Origin of the sequence: Carnobacterium pleistocenium FTR1, from assembly GCF_000744285.1 — a bacterium.
GTDB classification, from domain to species: domain Bacteria; phylum Bacillota; class Bacilli; order Lactobacillales; family Carnobacteriaceae; genus Carnobacterium_B; species Carnobacterium_B pleistocenium.
This window is the reverse complement of record NZ_JQLQ01000002.1, coordinates 1,487,437-1,506,926: the sequence shown is the minus strand read 5'-3', so window position 1 is coordinate 1,506,926 and position 19,490 is coordinate 1,487,437. Positions and strand designations below refer to the sequence as shown.

Below are 19,490 nucleotides of genomic sequence, written 5' to 3'. Positions count from 1 at the left end.
TACTCCCAATCGTTAACAATCGTTTCGTGAAAGCGTTGCACTTAATCTGGAATAATAGTAAACTAAAGGAGTATTAAAAGAGAGTTCAAATCGAAAGGATGATTTTTTTGTTTGATAACACAGATCAATTAGCAGTAGCTACAATTAGAACACTAAGTATGGATGGTATACAAAAAGCCAATTCGGGACATCCAGGGTTACCTATGGGAGCTGCACCAATGGCTTACACATTGTGGACAAAACAATTAAAAGTAAATCCAAAAAATGCGAAATGGTTCGACCGTGACCGTTTTGTTTTATCAGCTGGGCATGGTTCAATGTTACTTTACAGTTTATTACATTTAGCTGGATATGACGTGAAAATTGATGATTTAAAACAATTCCGCCAATGGGATAGTAAAACTCCTGGACATCCAGAAGTAAATCATACAGATGGGGTAGAAGCAACGACTGGTCCTTTAGGACAAGGAATTGCAAATGGCGTTGGGATGGCAATGGCAGAAGCTCACTTAGCTGCCACTTATAATAAAAAGGGCCACACCATCGTTGATCATCACACCTATGCTCTATGTGGAGATGGTGATTTAATGGAAGGTGTTTCAGCCGAATCTGCAAGCTTAGCTGCTCATTTGGAGCTCGGAAAATTTATTGTTCTTTATGATTCAAATGATATTTCTCTAGATGGACCAACATCTAAAGCATTTACTGAAAATGTTGGACAACGGTTTGAAGCTTATGGTTGGCAACATATTCTTGTCAAAGATGGTAATGATTTAGAAGAAATCAACGCAGCAATCAAAGCTGCAAAAGCTGAAACAAAAAAACCTACTTTAATCGAAGTTAAAACAGTTATTGGTTTTGGTGCTCCTAACGCAGGAACACATAAAGTCCATGGTGCACCAATTGGAGCAGAAGGAATTACAGCTGCTAAAAAGGCTTACGGATGGGAAAATGTCGACTTCTTCGTTCCTACTGAAGTAGCGGATCGTTTTAAAGAAACAATGGTAGAAAAAGGTGCTAAAGCTGAAGAAGAATGGAAAACAGCATTTGAAGATTACCATGCTGAATATCCAGAATTAGCTGAACAATTTGAATTAGCTCTAAGTAATGAATTACCAGCAAATTGGGACGCTGACTTGCCATCTTATGATGTTGAAGATAAAGCATTAGCTTCTCGTGTTACAAGCAGCCAAGCTCTAAATGCAATTGCAAAAAGAGTTCCTTATTTATGGGGCGGTTCTGCTGATTTGTCTTCATCAAATAATACAATGATATCAGATGAAAAAGATTTCCAAGCTGGTCAATATGACGGAAGAAATATATGGTATGGTGTTCGTGAGTTTGGTATGACAGCTGCTATGAACGGAATTGTCTTACATGGTGGTACTAGAACGTATGGTGGAACATTCTTCGTATTTACTGATTACTTGCGTGCGGCTGTTCGTTTAGCAGCTATTTCTAAATTACCGACAACATACGTGTTCACACATGATTCAATTGCTGTTGGAGAAGATGGTCCTACTCATGAACCGATAGAGCAATTATCTAGCTTACGTGGTATGCCTAACCTTTCAATTATCCGTCCAGCAGATGGAAATGAAGTTGTTGCTGCTTGGGAATTGGCTCTAACGTCGACAGATCACCCAACAATGTTAGTCTTATCTCGTCAAAATTTACCTGTATTACCTGGGACTAAAACAGGAGCTCGTACGAATGTTGCTAAAGGAGCTTATGTCATTTCAGCTCAAACTGGTGAAAAACCAGAAGGTATTTTATTGGCATCTGGTTCAGAAGTAGCTTTAGCTATTGAAGCTCAAAAAGCTTTGAAAGAAAGTGGACAAGATGTTTCAGTTGTTTCTGTCCCAAGTTTTGACTTATTTGAAAAACAAGATTCAGCTTATAAAGAAAGTGTTTTACCAAATGAAGTTCGTAAACGTGTATCTATTGAAATGGGTGCTACATTTGGTTGGGAACGTTATGTCGGCCTAGACGGAGCTTCAGTTGGTATCGATAAGTATGGTGCAAGTGCACCTGGAGATACTGTTATTAAAAATTATGGTTTCACAGTAGAAAATGTTGTGAAAACATTTAATAACTTATAATATTAGGCCCTGTAAGTTGAACTTCACACTTGCAGGGCTTTCTTTTGGATATTTTTTGGTGAAATATGTCTTTTTAACGAAAGAAATAGAATTTTAGTTTATTTTTATACTATTATTTAGTACAATTAAGTCTTGAGAGGTTTGAAAGGAGTGAATAAAAATGAATTTAGGTCTTGCTATTTTTTTAATTATATTAGCTTTGGTTGGTGGAGCTGTCGGTGGATTCTTTATCGCTAGAAGATACATGATGGATTATTTCAAAAAAAATCCACCTGTTGATGAAAACATGTTGCGTATGTTAATGATGCAAATGGGACAAAAACCATCAGAAAAGAAAATTAAACAAATGATGTCATCAATGAAAACACAAACAACCAAGACAACAAAAACAAGTAAAAAGAAATAGTCGCATACACTGGCCTATGAAAATCAAAAGGTGCGCACAGATAATTATCTGTGCGCACCTTTTGATTAAATAAGGGTAAATAAGGGGCAGCAAAAAAGTGAAGTTTGTTAATAAAGGTATGGTATTTTTTGTTTTGGTTGTAAGGTTAGTCATTAAAAGAAAACTTAGTTGCTTTGATTCAACCCTTAATTTCTTCACTAAAGCCCCTCTTGGTGTAAATTACTAAGCTGTAGGAGAAAGTGAAAGATTTGCGAGCGGCTTTAAACATAATTGGTAAAACTCAAAAGAGTACCTTAAAAGTAAACGTGATAAAGATAGTTGGTAGAGAAGACAAGAATTTTGAAGAGAATAGCCAAATGACATAATAAATTTTTGGAAAGTTGTCTCAATCAATCAATAATGAAAAAAGCGAAAAGTCATTAACGACTTTTCGCTCTTTTTATTATTTTGTACGATCGTATTTAAATGAAGGGTCAATTTCTATATCCAATTGATCAAAAGCTTGTTGCATTTGTTCGTCGATCATTTTTAAATTTTCTTTTGAAAGTTTAATTTTAGGATCTATGTTGATTGGATCTCCAAAACGAATGGTTACTTTCTGTCGTTTTAAAATTCCAGCTAAAGTTATAGGTCCTTGATAGACTGCAGGAATGATTGGAACACCGCTTAATTTAGCAATCGTAGCTGCTCCTCCTTTTATTTCGTCAGAATGCCTTGTTCCAGTTGGGAAAATCATAAGACTCAAATTTCCGTTCTTCAGGATTTTAACAGGTGTTTTAATAGCGCTAGGCCCTGGATTAGCGCGATCCACTGGAAAGGCGTTGGCATGTCTAATGATCCAACTTAAGATAGGATTCTGGAACAATTCTTTTTTTGCCATAAAAGTAAAGGGTTTAGGGCTAGCCGCTATAGCTAGGTAAACAGGATCAATCCAGGTTCTGTGCGGTGCTACTAAGATGTAAGATGTATCAGTTGGCAACTTGGTACGATTTTCATAATGTGCATTGCCATTTAAAATGGCTAACAGAAAACGCAAAGTGCCACGTAGAATTCTATAAAACAAATTTATTCAACCTCTCATTAGTTCAGTTTTCTGAAGCATTTTTTATAATAATAGTATGATTCATAACTGATATTTTAGCAAGTTATTTTTAATCTATCCAATAACTAATAAAAATGTGCAGGTTATTTGTGGAAATAAAATAGCAGAATCGTTTAGACTTAAAAGAAAAAATTTTCTTTTTTAGCTATAATGACGTACAATAGAGAGATAGAAAAAAACGCGCTTTTAAAGAAAAAATTATGAAAAGCAAGAAAGTAGGGGAATGTTGAATGAAATGGAGTATACCAGAACGCGTTATTGAGCAAGGAAGACAATATGTTGCAGAGAAACGCGTCCTTTCAGTCAACTCATTTTTAGAAAAAAAAATATGGTCCGCCGAAGTTATGGGAAGTGATATTTTTCATGTTGAATTAGACGGTTCTACAAAAGAAGATGATTTTTGTGAATGTCTTTATTGGAAAAATCACGGATACTGTAAACATACAGTTGCTGTTGAGTTGGAGTTGAGAGATAGAAAAATCAGTCGGGTCATGACAGCTGAAAATGCTAAGCAAATTGCTGTGGATTCTCCAAATCCTGGTCAGGAGTTAACAGAGTCATTTACTCGTATATTCTTAAATGAAAATAGAAAAAAAACGACTATCTCTAAGCAAAAACAGTCATTAAAATTAGAATATAGAGTTGAAATAAAACCAATGACTACTGCACTTATAAGGTCCTCATTTGATGTGTTTACTCTCAGTCTTAAAGCTGGAATAGACAAGATGTATATTGTGAAAGATTTACCTTTATTTTTAGAAAGTTTTATAAAAAAAGAAACGGTTGAGTTGAAAGCTGGTCAAGAAATCAATTTTAAAGATGTCTCTATTGAACAAGAAGATAGTGAAATCTTAGAAAATCTGCATAAGCAGTACAAATCTATTCAATTGATTTCTGGAGAGTATAAAGATGCAAAATCACTTTTAACAAATAACCGTTATTTGATTCTAATGACTGCCTTAGCAGAAGAAACTATTCAAAATTTACAAGACAGTGGGAATTTACAATTTATTACAAAAGCAACCACGTACAAGACAATGATGTTTGTGGAAGAAAAAATGCCTTTTTCTTTTGAAATCTCACAAAAAAATAAAACGGTCACTTTAGCTATTACAGGTTTAGCAGATAGTCACTTGAAAGAATACGATTGGTTTGTATCAGATAATATTGTTTTTCAACCTTCTTTAGAACAAATGCGTGCTTATCGTCCGTTGCAACAATTTTTACAACGGTATGATGGCGATAATATCATTATAGAATCTGCTGATATGCCTGATTTCACAGCTTATGTTATGCCATTGCTTGTGAAGATAGGAAATGTCTCTATTGATGATCAATTAAAAGAATCTTTTGTACAAGAACCTTTATTAACATCTATTTATTTTGAGTACCATAACGAGGCAGTACATGCCACAGTTGAGTTTAATTACAGATATATGATTTTATCAACGGATCCCTCTAAAAATCAGTTGCCTGAAGAAGGCGTTCAAATTATTAGAGACAGTGAAAAAGAAATGATGATCATTAATCAATTGACTGGGTTTGACTATCATCGAACAGAAACTAATTATGCTAAACGAATGGTTCGTGATGATGAATTTTATACATTATTCACGAAAGAAATCCCAACTTTAGAGTTGGATGCCACGGTATATGTAGATGATTTGTTAGATAGTATGTTTTTAAATCAAATAGATCCAGAAACAATCATCGATGTTCAAAAGGAAGGTTCATTTTTAGATGTCCGTTTTGACATCAAAGGAATCACTCCTGAAGAAGTAGATGATGTGTTAAAAAGTTTAATGGAAAAAAAAGCTTTTCATAAATTTGACAATGGAACCATTCTTTCCTTGGAATCAGAGAGTTTTAAACAAGTAAGTGATGTACTAAATGAGTTGAGAGTTACCAAAAAATTTCAAAATGGTGGAATTCAACTCCCTAGCTATCGCGGACTTGAATTAAATGAAAAAATTTCATTGGATGAAAAAACAAAAGGTACTGTTTCAAAAAAATTCAAAAATTTAATTCATGATTTGAATTTTCCTGAAGAGTTCGAAGCTGAGGTCCCTAAATCGTTGAATGCAGATTTAAGACCTTATCAAAAAACAGGATTTCAATGGTTGAAAATGTTATCTAAATATGGATTTGGCGGTATTTTAGCAGATGATATGGGGCTTGGGAAAACAATTCAAGTAATTACTTATATGTTATCTGAAATAGAGGAAAAAGGAGAAAATGATCCTTTCCTTATCGTTGCCCCAGCTTCATTGATTTATAATTGGCATTACGAAATTGAAAAATTTGCGCCATCTATTGAAAGTATCGTTGTTTCTGGCACGGCTGAAGAAAGAATGCAATTAGTTGAAAATGTTAAACCAAATCAAGTTTTGATTACATCTTATCCTAGTTTTAGACAAGATGTCGTCCATTATAAACGTTTCCCTTTTAGTACGTTGATTTTAGATGAGTCACAGATGGTTAAAAATCATAATACTAAAACTTCTCAAGCATTAAGAGATTTAACTATTAAAAAAAGATTTGCTTTAAGTGGGACACCTATAGAGAATAAAATCGAAGAATTATGGGCTATTTTTCAGCTAATCATGCCTGGTTTCTTTCCTTCAGTTAAAAAATTCAAAACTCTTCCAAATGAACAAATTGCTAAAATGATTCGTCCCTTTGTACTAAGACGAATCAAAAAAGATGTTTTGAAAGAACTACCTGATAAAATTGAAACCAATTTATATAGTCAAATGACTAAAGAACAAAAAACAGTCTATCTTGCTTACTTACAACGAATCCAAGAAAGTGTAAACAGCATGAATGGAGCAGAATTTAAAAAGAATCGGATTGAAATCTTAGCTGGGTTAACACGTCTAAGACAAATTTGCTGTGACCCTAAATTGTTTATTGATGATTATGAAGGCGACTCAGGGAAACTTGAGCAGCTAAAAGAAACGATCCAAACTGCAAGAGAAAATGGCAGACGTATTTTGATCTTTTCACAATTCACTTCAATGCTTGCAATTATCGAAAAAGAATTGGCTGAGCAGGAAGTAGAAACATTTTACTTGAGTGGCCAAACAAAGCCGAAAGAACGAATTAAAATGGTTAATCGATTTAACGCAGGAGAAAAAGATGTTTTTCTTATCTCACTTAAGGCTGGTGGCACAGGTTTAAATCTTACAGGTGCAGATATGGTCATCCTCTACGATTTATGGTGGAATCCAGCAGTTGAGGAACAAGCGGCTGGACGTGCTCATAGAATTGGACAGAAAAAAGTTGTTCAAGTCTTACGGTTGATTGCAGAAGGAACGATTGAAGAAAAAATTGATCAATTGCAACAAGAGAAAAAAGCATTATTTGATCAAATCATTACTGAAGATGGCTCTATTCAAAAAGAAGCAAGTCAATTATCAGAAGATGACATTCGTGAAATTTTGAATATTGGAATGTAGTCAGAAATAAAAAACGATAGTTAGACTTGATATTTCTAATTATATGATATACAATTATCTACGGTGCTAAAAGCACTGAAAATTATTTCACACTTCAAAGGATGTAAAGGACGGTGCTTGATTAGTCAAGTCTCCTTACAGTTGAATTTGAAGGAGGAAAATTAAAACCAATGGAGGAAATATATTATGGCAGTAATTTCAATGAAACAATTGCTTGAAGCAGGAGTACATTTTGGTCACCAAACACGTCGTTGGAACCCAAAAATGAAACGTTTTATCTTTACAGAAAGAAACGGTATCTACATCATCGACTTACAAAAAACAGTTAAGTTAGCTGATACAGCATACAACTACATGAAAGAAGTATCTGAAAATGGCGGAATCGCTTTATTCGTTGGTACTAAAAAACAAGCACAAGAAGCTATCAAAGATGAAGCAACTCGTGCTGGACAATACTTTGTAAACCACCGTTGGTTAGGTGGAACATTAACAAACTGGGATACTATCCAAAAACGTATCAAACGTTTGAAAGCTATCAACAAAATGGAAGAAGACGGAACTTTTGATGTCCTTCCTAAAAAAGAAGTTGGGATTTTAATCAAACAACGTGACCGTCTTGAAAAATTCTTAGGTGGTATTCAAGATATGCCAAGAATTCCAGATGTATTGTTCGTTGTTGACCCTCGTAAAGAACGTATTGCAATCCAAGAAGCACACAAATTAAACATCCCAGTAGTAGCAATGGTTGATACTAACTGTGATCCAGATGAAATCGATGTTATCATCCCATCAAACGATGACGCTATCCGCGCTGTTAAATTGATTACTTCAAAAATGGCTGACGCTATGATCGAAGGAAATCAAGGTGAAGATGAAGTAGTTGAAGAAACATTCACACCTGAAGCACCTGTAGCTTCTGAAACAGCTTCAATCGAAGAAATTGTTGAAGCCGTTGAAGGAAAAAACGCTGAATAATTAAATTATTAACACTAAATAAGGCTGTCTCGAGTAGGGAGAAGTGAAAAGCGACTTTTTGCGAAGCGGCGTCATTTCTTTCTTGACGGGTCAGTCTTTTTTTGTGAAATTTTATCTAAAAAAAGAATAATGAAATTTATTAGGAGGAAATATAGAATGGCAAAAGTAACAGCTCAACTAGTTAAACAATTACGCGACATGACTGGCGTAGGAATGATGGACGCTAAAAAAGCATTAGTTGCCGTTGATGGAGACATGGACGCTGCAGTAGATCACCTAAGAGAAACCGGTGGAGCAAAAGCTGCTAAAAAAGCTGACCGTATTGCTGCTGAAGGTTTAGCTGGCGTATACGTAAACGGAAATATTGGTTCTATTACTGAAATAAACTCTGAAACTGACTTTGTTTCTAAAAACGTACAATTCCAAAAATTAGTTAAAGATGTAACTGAAGCAGTTGCTGCAGGAAACCCAGAAACAGTTGAAGACGTTAAGGCTCTTAAAGCAGGAGACGGCACGGTAGCAACTGAGCTATTAGCAGCAGTAACTAAAATTGGTGAAAAAATTGAATTGCGTCGTTTCTCACGTGTTGAAAAAACTGATGCAGATGCTTTTGGAGCTTACATCCACATGGGTGGACGTATTGCTGTATTAGTCGTTCTTGAAGGAACTAATGACGAAGAAGCTGCTCGCGATGTTGCTATGCATATCGCAGCTAGCAATCCAAAATATGTTTCTAGCGATCAAGTTTCTCAAGAAGAAATCGACCATGAAACAAAGGTTTTAACTGAACAAGCTTTAAATGAAGGCAAACCAGCTAATATCGTTGAAAAAATGATCACAGGCCGCATGAATAAATATTTAGCAGAAATCAGTTTGGTAGATCAACCATTTGTTAAAGATCCAGATCAAACAGTTGGTAAATATATCGAATCAAAAGGCGCTGTAATTAAATCATTTGTACGTTTTGAAGTTGGCGAAGGAATTGAAAAACGTGAAGAAAACTTTGCTGAAGAAGTTATGAATCAAGTTAAAAAATAGAAATCTTATTTAGAAAAGGAACGCAATTGTTGCGTTCCTTTTTTATAGTGTTTTTTATTTGAATTGGGTACTACTGAAAGTTAATTAAAATATGGGACAGAGGCATATTTAAGAAAGAATTTTGCCTAGCAATCTTAATAAATAGAACCAGTACACGCTCTATCTTTTAATGAATTTTTCATCAGAGTATGGTAAAATAATAAAAGTGAATGAGCCAATGGAGGGAAAACTTAAATGATTGAACCAAAGTATAAACGTATCGTTTTAAAATTAAGTGGGGAAGCCTTAGCAGGGAATACTGGATTTGGAATAGAACCACCAACGATAAAAGAAATTTGTAAAGAAATTAAAGAAGTAAAAGAATTAGGTGTAGAAATTGCCATTGTTGTTGGTGGCGGAAATATTTGGCGTGGCCAAGTTGGTTCTGAAATGGGAATGGAACGAGCACAAGCAGACTACATGGGAATGCTTGCTACAGTAATCAATGCTTTAGCACTACAAGATTGCCTTGAAAATGAAGGAGTACCAACGCGAGTACAAACTGCAATCGAAATGCGTCAGATTGCTGAGCCGTATATTCGTAGAAAAGCAGTACGTCATTTAGAAAAAGGAAGAGTAGTCATCTTCGCTGGTGGAACTGGAAATCCATATTTCTCAACAGATACAACTTCTGCTTTAAGAGCAGCTGAAATTGAGGCCGATGTGATATTAATGGCTAAAAACAATGTTGACGGTATTTACTCAGCAGATCCAAAATTAGATAAAACAGCAACCAAATTTGAAGAATTGACACATTTAGAAATCATTAATAAAGGTTTGCAAGTGATGGATACGACAGCAAGTTCTCTGAGCATGGATAATAATATTCCATTGGTTGTCTTTAATTTAAATGAAACAGGAAATATTAAACGTGTTGCACTAGGTGAAACTATTGGAACAACTGTTAGGGGGAAATAATTATGACAAATGCAATTTTACAAACCACTAAAGAAAAAATGGTCAAAACGGAAAATGCTTTACAACGTGAACTAGGAATGATTCGTGCTGGACGCGCAAATGCTAGTCTATTAGACAGAATTAGTGTAGTCTATTACGGAGCACCTACACCGTTAAAACAATTGGCTCAAATTTCAGTACCCGAGCCTCGCGTTCTAATGATCACACCTTTTGATAAAACATCTATTTCTGATATTGAAAAGTCAGTTATGCAAAGTGATATTGGAATCAGTCCAACAAATGATGGAAATGTCATTCGCTTAGTGATTCCACAATTAACTGAAGATCGCCGTAAAGAATTAGCAAAAAAAGTGGGTAAGGAAGCTGAAAATGCTAAAGTTTCAGTTCGTAACATTCGTCGTGAAGCAATTGATGAATTGAAAAAGGCTGAAAAAAATAATGAAATCACTCAAGATGACTTACGTACTTTTGAAGAAGATATTCAAAAAATCACAAATGAGAGTGTTAAAAATCTTGACGTGATAGCTGCTACTAAAGAAAAAGAACTATTAGACGTATAATTAGTTGAAAAGCAAAAAAAGGATTGGGATGCATTATTCCAATCCTTTTTTGCGTTTACATAATCGTGTGATCGAGTGAGTTTAAAATTAAATCAAAGTGAGCAGCTTTATTTATTAAGTGTTTTTAGATCTTTAATTTATGAAACCGTTTTATAATATGTTAAAATTTGAATGTAAGTTAAATACTAAAATCCTTCAATCTTTACGTTTAACACAAGTTGAAAAACTGAGTAGCTAGATTAAATTAAGAAGGGAGGTTGGGTATAAGAATTTATGACTAAAAATTACGATAAATTGATATCGTTTATATAAGTAGAATTAAATTGATTATGGGGGTCGAAAGAAATGAAAAAGCGATTTAAATTGACATCCTTACCATTTCTTATCTTAACTTTACTATTGGTAGGTTGTAGTTCTGATAGCAGCTCGTCAGGAGAAGAGGAAATCATTGTTGATTTTTTTAATCAGAAAATAGAAATCAATGATCAATTAGAATCACTAGCAGAAAAATATAGTGCAGAAAATCCGAATGTACAGATTCGTTTTACAACGGTTGGGAGCGGAGACGGAGCAGCAGCTATGCAGGCAAAATTTGCTTCAGGAGATGAGCCAGCAATTCTGATGTTAGGAGGACTGCCAGAGATTGAGCGTTATAAAAACACTTTATTAGATGTATCTGATATGGCTGCAGCCACATCAACTATAGAAGGTCAACTTGATGGAGGAACAATTGATGGTGTTCCTTATGGTATTCCAATGAACAATGAAGGTTTTGGTTGGATGTACAATAAAGAAATTTTTGAACAGGCTGGGATTGATCCAGAGGAAATTCAGTCTTATTCTGACTTCGTAACTGCGGTTGATACATTAGAAAGTCAAAAAGAAGATTTAGGACTAGAAGCAGTATTTGCATATAGCGGGAGTGAAGATTTTGTTACAAATCAATTTTCAGCTAATTTTACGGCACCAGAATTCGATAATAATATTCTTACAGCATACGAAGCTACTGAATTAAATTGGGAGTATGGCGATAAGATGAAGGCTTACACAGATTTAATTATTGAACATACTGTTCAGCCAATTCTAACTGTTGACTATAGTTCATCTGTTGAGGATTTGTTCATTAATGGACATGTCGCAATGGTTCATCAAGGGAACTGGATCGTTCCTACACTAAATGGATTAGATTCCGAATTTGCAGAGACGAAACTAGGGATTCTACCGTTGTTCGTTGAAAGTGATACAGAAGGCAAACTTGTTGTTGGAGCTCCTTGGTATTTAGGAATCAATAAAAATGTAGATGAAGAAATTGTAACAGAAGCTGAAAATTTCCTGGATTGGATGTTTACTTCTGAGATTGGAAAACAAACCATTGTTGAAGATTTGCAGTTTATTCCTGCTCATGAAGGTTTTGATATAGACAGCATCAGTGATCCTGTCTCAAAAGAAATCTACCAAGCATTGTTGGACGGTGAGACAACTGCAATGGCCCACAAACAATATCCCGATGGGTATTTTCAAAATGTATTACATCCTGAATTCCAAAGATATTTAAATAACGATATTACTTGGGATGAATTTGAACAAACAACTTCAGAACAATTTTCTAGTATGAAGCAAGAGTAAGGTCAATAGAACTTAATTACTTTTAGTTATGAGGTAGATTCAATTATTTAGTGGAGCTACCCATAACTATTTACAACGTATAGGTCACTAAGGGGGGAATAAGATGAACAAAAGAAAAAACACATTCTATTATTGGGCTTTTTTATTGCCTTGCTTGTTGGCACTATTCTTTATCATCTTTTTACCTTTAGTTTACGGCATCTATTATTCTTTTACTGATTCGGATGGTTTTCAATCTACTTTTATTGGATTAGAAAATTACACAAGAATTCTTAATGATGCTCAATTTTTAAAAAGTCTTTCATTCACCTTCAGGTTTACGCTTGTATCAGTTATTGGAGTCAATGTTATAGGTCTAGGTTTTGCCTTATTAGTTACACAAAACTTGGGTAAACTAAGTACTGTTTTTCGAACCATCTTTTTTATGCCAAATCTTATCGGTGGAATTATATTAGGATTTATTTGGCAATTTGTATTTATCAATGCCTTCGAAGGAATTGCTGAGTTAACAGGTATAGAATTCTTTAATGGTTGGTTAGCTGATGCTACAACCGGATTCTGGGGACTAGTTATCTTATTTTTATGGCAAATGAGTGGGTATATCATGCTGATTTATATTTCTTTTCTAAATGGGATTCCAGCTGAATTGTTAGAATCTGCTGAAATAGATGGAGCAAGCTCATTGCAAAAGTTTTGGAAAATAAAATTTCCAATGGTGGCACCAGCATTTACGATCAGTTTATTTTTAACTCTTTCAAATGCATTTAAAGTTTACGATCAGAATTTGGCTTTAACAGCTGGAGGACCTTTTGGATCTACTGAGATGGTTGCAATGAATATCTACAATACAGCTTTTGTATTATTTGAACAGGGGTATGCACAGGCAAAAGCCATTATTTTCTTTGTCATTGTAGCTATTATTTCAATTGTGCAAATTTATGTCACGAGAAAAAGGGAAGTGGATCTATGATGAAATCAACTAAAATGACTAGAAACCTAATTTTCTTTTTAGCTGGAGTACTTTCGTTAATGTGGTTGTACCCCTTTATTTTAATATTTATTAATTCTATTAAAACTAAAGGAGAGATATTTTCTAATACGTTATTCTGGCCGGAAAATTTAACGACTGAAAATTATCCAGCAGCATTTGAGGATTTGGATTACGTTAAAAGTTTTTTAAACTCGTTCGTGATTACAGCAGTGAGTGTGGTACTTATTGTATTTTTCACTTCAATTGCCGCATATGCGCTCTCTAGAAATAAACGAAAATCCAGTTCAATTATTTATTTTTTGTGTGCGTTAACTATGCTGATCCCATTTCATTCTATCATGATACCCTTAGTTGAACTATTTGGAGAAGTTAATATGCTGAATCGGACAGGTTTGATTTTTATGAATTTAGGTTTTTCTACTAGTTTGTCTGTTTTTCTTTTCTACGGAGCATTAAGGTCTATTCCTCAATCCTTAGATGAAGCAGCAATATTAGATGGTGCAAGTCCTTTTCAAATTTTCAGGTATATTATTTTCCCGTTATTAAAACCCACAACAGTAACCGTTATCATTTTGAATACAATAAAGATTTGGAATGATTATTTGTTGCCATCTTTAGTGATCAATAAAGATGGTATGCACACAATACCGTTACAAATGTTTTATTTCTTCGGTCAATACACAAGACAATGGCACCTAGCTTTAGCAGGACTTGTACTGGCTATCCTACCTATTATTATTTTGTATATGTTTCTTCAAAAGTACATTATTAAAGGCATCACAGAAGGAGCTACAAAATAAGAATCACTTACAAATAAAAAGGGTGGTTGTCCTTTTAAAATGGACAGTCACCCTTTTTAGCATAAATAGTCTCTAATTAAGCTTTTTCTTTGTTTTCATCCATTAACAAGTTAGTTAGTTTGCTTACTACAGCAGAAATGATTAAACCAACTATAAACTTTTTGATCATTCTTTTCATTTTTAGAGCCCTCCTTAAGTGACAAACGTTGTGTAGACTATTATAGCATCTTTCATTTTTAGAGCATACTAAAAGGCATTCTTTAAGTATAAAAAGACTACTAGTATAGTTTATACTTAAAATTTAAAAAGCAAACATTGTTCATTTCTTAAATATTTGCTAAAAAAGTTATTTCTTATTGAATTTGATAGGTTTTTACCCCCTTTTTTGCTACAATGAATAATGGTGATTTACGAAGTGGAGGGAAATACTTGAAAGGCTTATTTAATAAAAAAAATCGAAAAATAAAAGAAAATACAACTGTTTCTTTTAATATTGAGGAAACAATTCCACAACATATTGCAATTATTATGGATGGAAATGGACGCTGGGCTCAAAAAAAATTTATGCCTCGAATCGCTGGTCATAAAGAAGGAATGAATACTGTAAAAAAAGTAACCAGAAGAGCAAGTCAAATCGGGGTTAAGGTACTATCTCTTTACGCATTTTCAACTGAAAATTGGAAACGACCAGATGATGAAGTGAATTTTTTAATGCAATTACCGGTTGATTTTTTTGATACTTTTGTACCTGAATTAATGGAACAGAATATTAAAGTACAGGTCATCGGTTTTACAAATGAATTGCCAAAACATACGCAGAAATCTGTTGAACAAGCAGTATCTGATACTGAAAAGAATACAGGTATGGTATTAAATTTTGCGCTTAATTACGGAGGACGTAGTGAATTACTTGAAGCTTCAAAAATACTCGCAAAGAAAGTTAAAGCGGGAGAAATCGATGTAGAAGATATTACAGAATCTTTATTTGAAGAATCTTTAATGACACATTCCTTAAAGGAATATCAAAATGTTGATTTCATGATTCGCACGAGTGGCGAAGAGCGAATCAGTAATTTTATGTTATGGCAAAATGCCTACAGTGAGTTTTATTTTTCTCAAGTGCTTTGGCCTGACTTTAACGAGCAAGCCTTAGAACAAGCTATAGGAGTTTATCAAAAAAGACACCGACGTTTTGGTGGATTATAATTAAGTTAGGAGGAAATCTTAGTGAAACAACGCATTATTACGGCAATTATTGCTCTTATACTTTTTGTTCCAGTAGTTTATATGGGTTCTTGGATTTTAAAATTGGTTGTTGCTGGATTGGGGATAATCGCACTATTTGAACTATTTCGAATGAAAGGTAATAACATTTTTTCATTTGAAGGTATTATTTCTATTTTAGCTTTACTAGGATTATTGTTACCATATGAGTTATCAATGATTTTACCAACATATATGGATACACAATTAATTTTGTATCTTTTTGTATTATTATTATTAGTCTGTACCGTATTCTCAAAAAACAATTTTACGTTCGATGATGTTGCGGTTTCAGTTTTAGGAATAATGTATATAGGGTACGGATTTAGATTTTTATTGTTGACAAGGCAATCTGGATTAGATTTATTATTATTTGTTTTGTTTGTTGTTTGGGCAACAGATATAGGAGCTTACTTGATTGGAAGAAAATTAGGCAAGCGTAAATTAGCTCCTTCTATCAGTCCTAATAAAACAATTGAAGGAGCTCTAGGTGGTATAGTCATGGCGCTGATCGTAGCTTTCATCTATTTAACCTACTATCCACAAAATTACAATACAGGTTGGATGTTAGCTTTAACATTTGTTCTTTCAATAGCTGGCCAGTTAGGTGATTTAGTTGAATCAGCATTTAAACGTTATTATGATGTGAAAGATTCTGGTAAATTGCTACCTGGTCACGGTGGGATTTTAGATCGGTTTGATAGTTTATTATTTGTTTTGCCGATTCTTTATTTCTCAGGGTTAATCTAAGCTAAATATCGAATGAAAAAGTAGTTGTCCTTTACTGTGATGACTACTTTTCGCTTATCAGTAATAAATTAATAAGTCGATTGGTTATTGTACCTAAATTATGATAGAATTAGACTTGTTTTGTACGTATTAGAAATCAGCAAATCAATCATAAAATTCAATTTTTAAGAGCAGTACTTTAAAAGCAGAACAAAGGAGAGAGTATATGATCACTACTATTATTACTTTTATTATAGTGTTTAGTATTTTAGTCATTTTTCACGAATTCGGACATTATTATTTTGCAAAAAAAGCAGGGATCTTAGTTAGAGAATTCGCAATTGGGTTTGGCCCAAAAATATTTTCCTATCGAAGGGGAGAAACGACATTTACGATTCGCATCTTACCTGTGGGTGGATACGTTCGTATGGCTGGATATGAAGAAGAAACAGAAATTAAACCAGGCACACCTATTGGATTGTTATTAAATGACACGAATGAAGTGACCTTGATTAATAATTATAAGAAAAAGCAATTGTTGAATGCAGTTCCAATGGAAATTAGTTCGATTGATCTAGAAAACGAATTATATGTTGAAGGCTTTTTAGCAGGAGACGAAACGAATCTAGTTCGCTATCCAGTACTAAGAAATGCAATGATTATTGAAGAGGATGGAACTGAAGTCCAAATTGCACCGCTTGATGTTCAATTCCAATCGGCTAGTTTGCCAAAAAGAATGATGACCAATTTTGCTGGACCGATGAATAACATTATCTTAGCCATCGTTGCATTCATTGTACTTGCTTTTTTACAAGGGGGCGTTGTCAGCCAAGAAAACACACTAGGTACGATTGTGCCAGATAGTGTTGCAGAAGAAGCAGGCTTAAGCGAAGGCGATCGAGTGGTTCAAATTGATGATGAAAAAATTACTAACTGGCCTGAAATGGTGGAAATTATTCGAGTTAATCCTGAAAACGAATTGATTTTCTACATTGAATCAACGGATGGAACTGAGAAAATAGTGCCAATAACACCCGTTGCTAGTGAAGCAACAGACGGGACAGAAGTCGGTCAAATTGGTGTCCAAAATGTGTTGAAAACTTCATTATGGGATAAAATCAGTTTTGGTTTTTCCAAAACTTGGTCTTTGATGACGCAATTATTTACAATACTTGGTTCAATGTTTACAAGTGGCTTCTCAATTGATATGTTCGGTGGTCCGGTTGCTATTTATGCAACAACAGAATCAGTGGTTCAAGTGGGACTTATAGGCGTGGTCAATTGGCTAGCGGTTTTAAGTATTAATTTAGGGATCGTCAATATGTTGCCTATCCCAGGTCTTGATGGTGGGAAATTGCTATTAAACATCGTAGAAGGTATCCGAAGAAAACCATTAAGTGAAGAAAAAGAAGGTATCATTACTTTAATTGGGATCAGTTTGTTACTATTGCTGATGGTATTAGTTACATGGAATGATATCCAAACGTATTTCTTTAATTAAGAACGATTAAGTATAAGACGAAAATGAATTTAACGTATCAAAAAGGAGATAGTAAATAATGAAACAATCAAAAGTATTTATCCCAACGCTAAGAGATGTACCTAACGAGGCAGAGGTTTTAAGCCACAAAATGTTATTAAGAGCAGGATACATCAGACAAATTTCAAGTGGTGTATATAGCTATTTGCCATTAGCAACTCGAGTGATCGAAAAAATAAAAAATATTATGCGTGAAGAATTCGAAAAAATCGATGCTGTTGAAATGCTAATGCCTTCACTATTGCCTCGCGAATTATGGGAAGAGTCAGGACGTTATGAAACGTATGGCGAAGACTTGATGAAACTACAAGATCGTCATGGTCGTGACTATCTCTTAGGGCCTACACATGAAGAAGCCTTCACAACTTTGATACGTGATGAAATTACATCTTATAAACGTTTGCCGCTCTCATTGTATCAAATCCAAACAAAATTCCGTGATGAAAAACGTCCTCGTTCTGGATTGTTAAGAAGTAGAGAGTTTATTATGAAAGATGCGTATTCTTTTCATGATAGTTTTGAAAGTCTAGATAAAACCTATCAAGATTTTGAAAAAGCCTATACGAGAATATTTGAACGTTGTGGTCTGGATTTCAGAAATATCATTGGAGATGCAGGCGCAATGGGTGGAAGTAATTCTAAAGAATTTATGGCACTATCAGATATCGGAGAAGACACGATTGTCTACTCAGATTCAAGTGATTATTCAGCCAATTTAGAAATGGCTACAAGCTTCCATATGCGTAAAAAATCACTCGAAGGTGAAAAAGGATTGGAAAAAGTTGAAACACCTAACAGTAAATCCATTACTGAAGTTTCATCATTCCTAGAAATAGAGCCTGAAAAAGTGATGAAGAGCTTATTGTTCATGGCAGATGAAAAACCTGTTCTAGTTATTGTTCGAGGCGATCATGAGGTAAATGAGGTCAAATTGAAAAACTATCTTGATGTGACCTTTTTGGAATTAGCAACTGATGAAGAAACGGTAAATCATTTGGGAGTAAATGCTGGTTCAATCGGACCGGTTGGGATCAGTGAAGAAATCAGAATTATCGCAGATGTTTTTGTTCAAGATATGGTAAATGCTGTAGCAGGAGCCAACGAAAATGGCTATCATTACTTAAATGTAAACTTAGAACGCGATTCAAACGTTGAAGTATATGTTGATTTACGATTTGTTCAAGAAGGTGAATTGTCTCCTGATGGACAAGGAGTCTTAAAATTTGCAAAAGGGATTGAAATAGGACATATTTTCAAATTAGGAACCCGTTATTCTGAAGCGATGAATGCTACGGTTTTAAATAATAATGGACGTTCTATTCCAGTTATCATGGGTTGTTATGGAATTGGTGTCAGCCGATTATTATCAGCGATCACAGAGCAACAATCGAATGAGGAAGGCCTAAACTGGCCGAGACATCTTTCACCATACGAACTTCATTTGATTCCTGTTAACATGAAAGCAGAAGATCAAGTCAATTTATCAAATGAATTGTATAGCTCTTTACAAAATGCTGGATTTTCTGTTTTGCTTGACGACCGTAATGAACGAGTGGGTGTGAAATTCAAAGATTCAGATCTAATTGGATTGCCTATCCGTATAACAGTAGGTAAAAAAGCTCAGGAAAATATCGTTGAATTGAAACTTAAAAAAACCGGTGAAGCTTTAGAAGTACGCACGGATGAATTAATAGATACATTAAACATTCTATTAAGTTCTATCTAATCGCACAAAAATACTACTGTGAAAGGAGTTCAAACAAGTACGTTCCTACACTTGTCTGCACTCCTTTTGCAATTGTTTAGTTTGGCTCTTCGTCAAATGGTGTGGATGAATTTTACCAAAAGTGGGTATATCATAAATAGTGTTTGTAATCCAAAAAAATTTCTTATAGAATAGACGGTTTTGCTTGTGAAGCCATGGGGGATCTATTTGAAGCATT

The 19,490-nt window shown here is 34.4% G+C and carries 15 protein-coding genes; 14 read left to right on the top strand and 1 reads right to left on the bottom strand.

The genetic code is table 11. The features are described from left to right. The first annotated feature begins 98 nt into the window (after positions 1-98). Together tkt and BP17_RS07330 are read left to right on the top strand one after the other, a co-directional pair. The gene (tkt, locus tag BP17_RS07335; RefSeq protein ID WP_198022526.1) at positions 99-2,102 is read left to right on the top strand and encodes a transketolase; all 2,004 of its coding nucleotides are present in this window, start codon (positions 99-101) and stop codon (positions 2,100-2,102) included. 160 nt (positions 2,103-2,262) lie between these two features. After that, entirely contained in the window at positions 2,263-2,508 is a 246-nt protein-coding gene (locus BP17_RS07330; protein ID WP_035053017.1) for a YneF family protein, read from the top strand. A gap of 442 nt (positions 2,509-2,950) precedes the next feature. Here BP17_RS07330 and BP17_RS07325 read toward each other — a convergent pair whose 3' ends face one another. Then, complete coding sequence (locus tag BP17_RS07325; RefSeq protein WP_035053015.1) at positions 2,951-3,571, bottom strand: lysophospholipid acyltransferase family protein; 621 nt, start codon at positions 3,569-3,571, stop codon at positions 2,951-2,953. A gap of 269 nt (positions 3,572-3,840) precedes the next feature. Between BP17_RS07325 and BP17_RS07320 the strand changes: the two genes are divergently transcribed. The 12 genes from BP17_RS07320 to BP17_RS07265 all read left to right on the top strand — a co-directional run bounded on the left by BP17_RS07320 (position 3,841) and on the right by BP17_RS07265 (position 19,273). After that, positions 3,841-7,068: a DEAD/DEAH box helicase gene (locus BP17_RS07320; RefSeq protein ID WP_035053014.1), complete on the top strand. Its 3,228-nt coding sequence runs from the start codon at positions 3,841-3,843 to the stop codon at positions 7,066-7,068. 186 nt (positions 7,069-7,254) lie between these two features. Continuing rightward, on the top strand, positions 7,255-8,043 hold the full coding sequence (gene rpsB / locus BP17_RS07315; protein WP_035053013.1) for a 30S ribosomal protein S2: 789 nt from the start codon (positions 7,255-7,257) through the stop codon (positions 8,041-8,043). A gap of 156 nt (positions 8,044-8,199) precedes the next feature. After that, complete coding sequence (tsf, locus tag BP17_RS07310) at positions 8,200-9,081, top strand: translation elongation factor Ts (RefSeq protein WP_035053012.1); 882 nt, start codon at positions 8,200-8,202, stop codon at positions 9,079-9,081. 234 nt (positions 9,082-9,315) lie between these two features. Further along, positions 9,316-10,038 (top strand): UMP kinase, encoded by a 723-nt coding sequence (pyrH, locus tag BP17_RS07305; RefSeq protein ID WP_035053011.1) that lies wholly within the window; start codon positions 9,316-9,318, stop codon positions 10,036-10,038. A gap of 2 nt (positions 10,039-10,040) precedes the next feature. Further along, a complete protein-coding gene (gene frr / locus BP17_RS07300) occupies positions 10,041-10,598 on the top strand; it encodes a ribosome recycling factor (protein WP_035053010.1) in 558 nt (185 codons plus the stop codon). A 345-nt stretch (positions 10,599-10,943) separates the two neighbouring features. Further along, on the top strand, positions 10,944-12,224 hold the full coding sequence (locus tag BP17_RS07295; protein WP_035053008.1) for an ABC transporter substrate-binding protein: 1,281 nt from the start codon (positions 10,944-10,946) through the stop codon (positions 12,222-12,224). Between the two features lie 103 nt (positions 12,225-12,327). Then, positions 12,328-13,194, top strand: a complete 867-nt coding sequence (locus BP17_RS07290) for a carbohydrate ABC transporter permease (protein WP_035053005.1) — start codon at positions 12,328-12,330, stop codon at positions 13,192-13,194. After that, a complete protein-coding gene (locus tag BP17_RS07285) occupies positions 13,194-14,015 on the top strand; it encodes a carbohydrate ABC transporter permease (RefSeq protein WP_035055293.1) in 822 nt (273 codons plus the stop codon). The genes BP17_RS07290 and BP17_RS07285 overlap by 1 nt, the downstream gene beginning before the upstream one ends. Positions 14,016-14,444: 429 nt before the next feature. After that, entirely contained in the window at positions 14,445-15,221 is a 777-nt protein-coding gene (locus tag BP17_RS07280) for an isoprenyl transferase (RefSeq protein WP_035053002.1), read from the top strand. Positions 15,222-15,242: 21 nt separating this feature from the next. After that, positions 15,243-16,028, top strand: a complete 786-nt coding sequence (locus tag BP17_RS07275; protein ID WP_035053001.1) for a phosphatidate cytidylyltransferase — start codon at positions 15,243-15,245, stop codon at positions 16,026-16,028. Positions 16,029-16,233: 205 nt separating this feature from the next. Beyond that, a complete protein-coding gene (gene rseP / locus BP17_RS07270) occupies positions 16,234-17,508 on the top strand; it encodes an RIP metalloprotease RseP (protein WP_035052999.1) in 1,275 nt (424 codons plus the stop codon). Positions 17,509-17,566: 58 nt separating this feature from the next. Continuing rightward, positions 17,567-19,273, top strand: coding sequence for a proline--tRNA ligase (locus BP17_RS07265; RefSeq protein WP_035052997.1), 1,707 nt, complete (start codon positions 17,567-17,569; stop codon positions 19,271-19,273). The last annotated feature ends 217 nt before the right edge of the window (positions 19,274-19,490 follow it).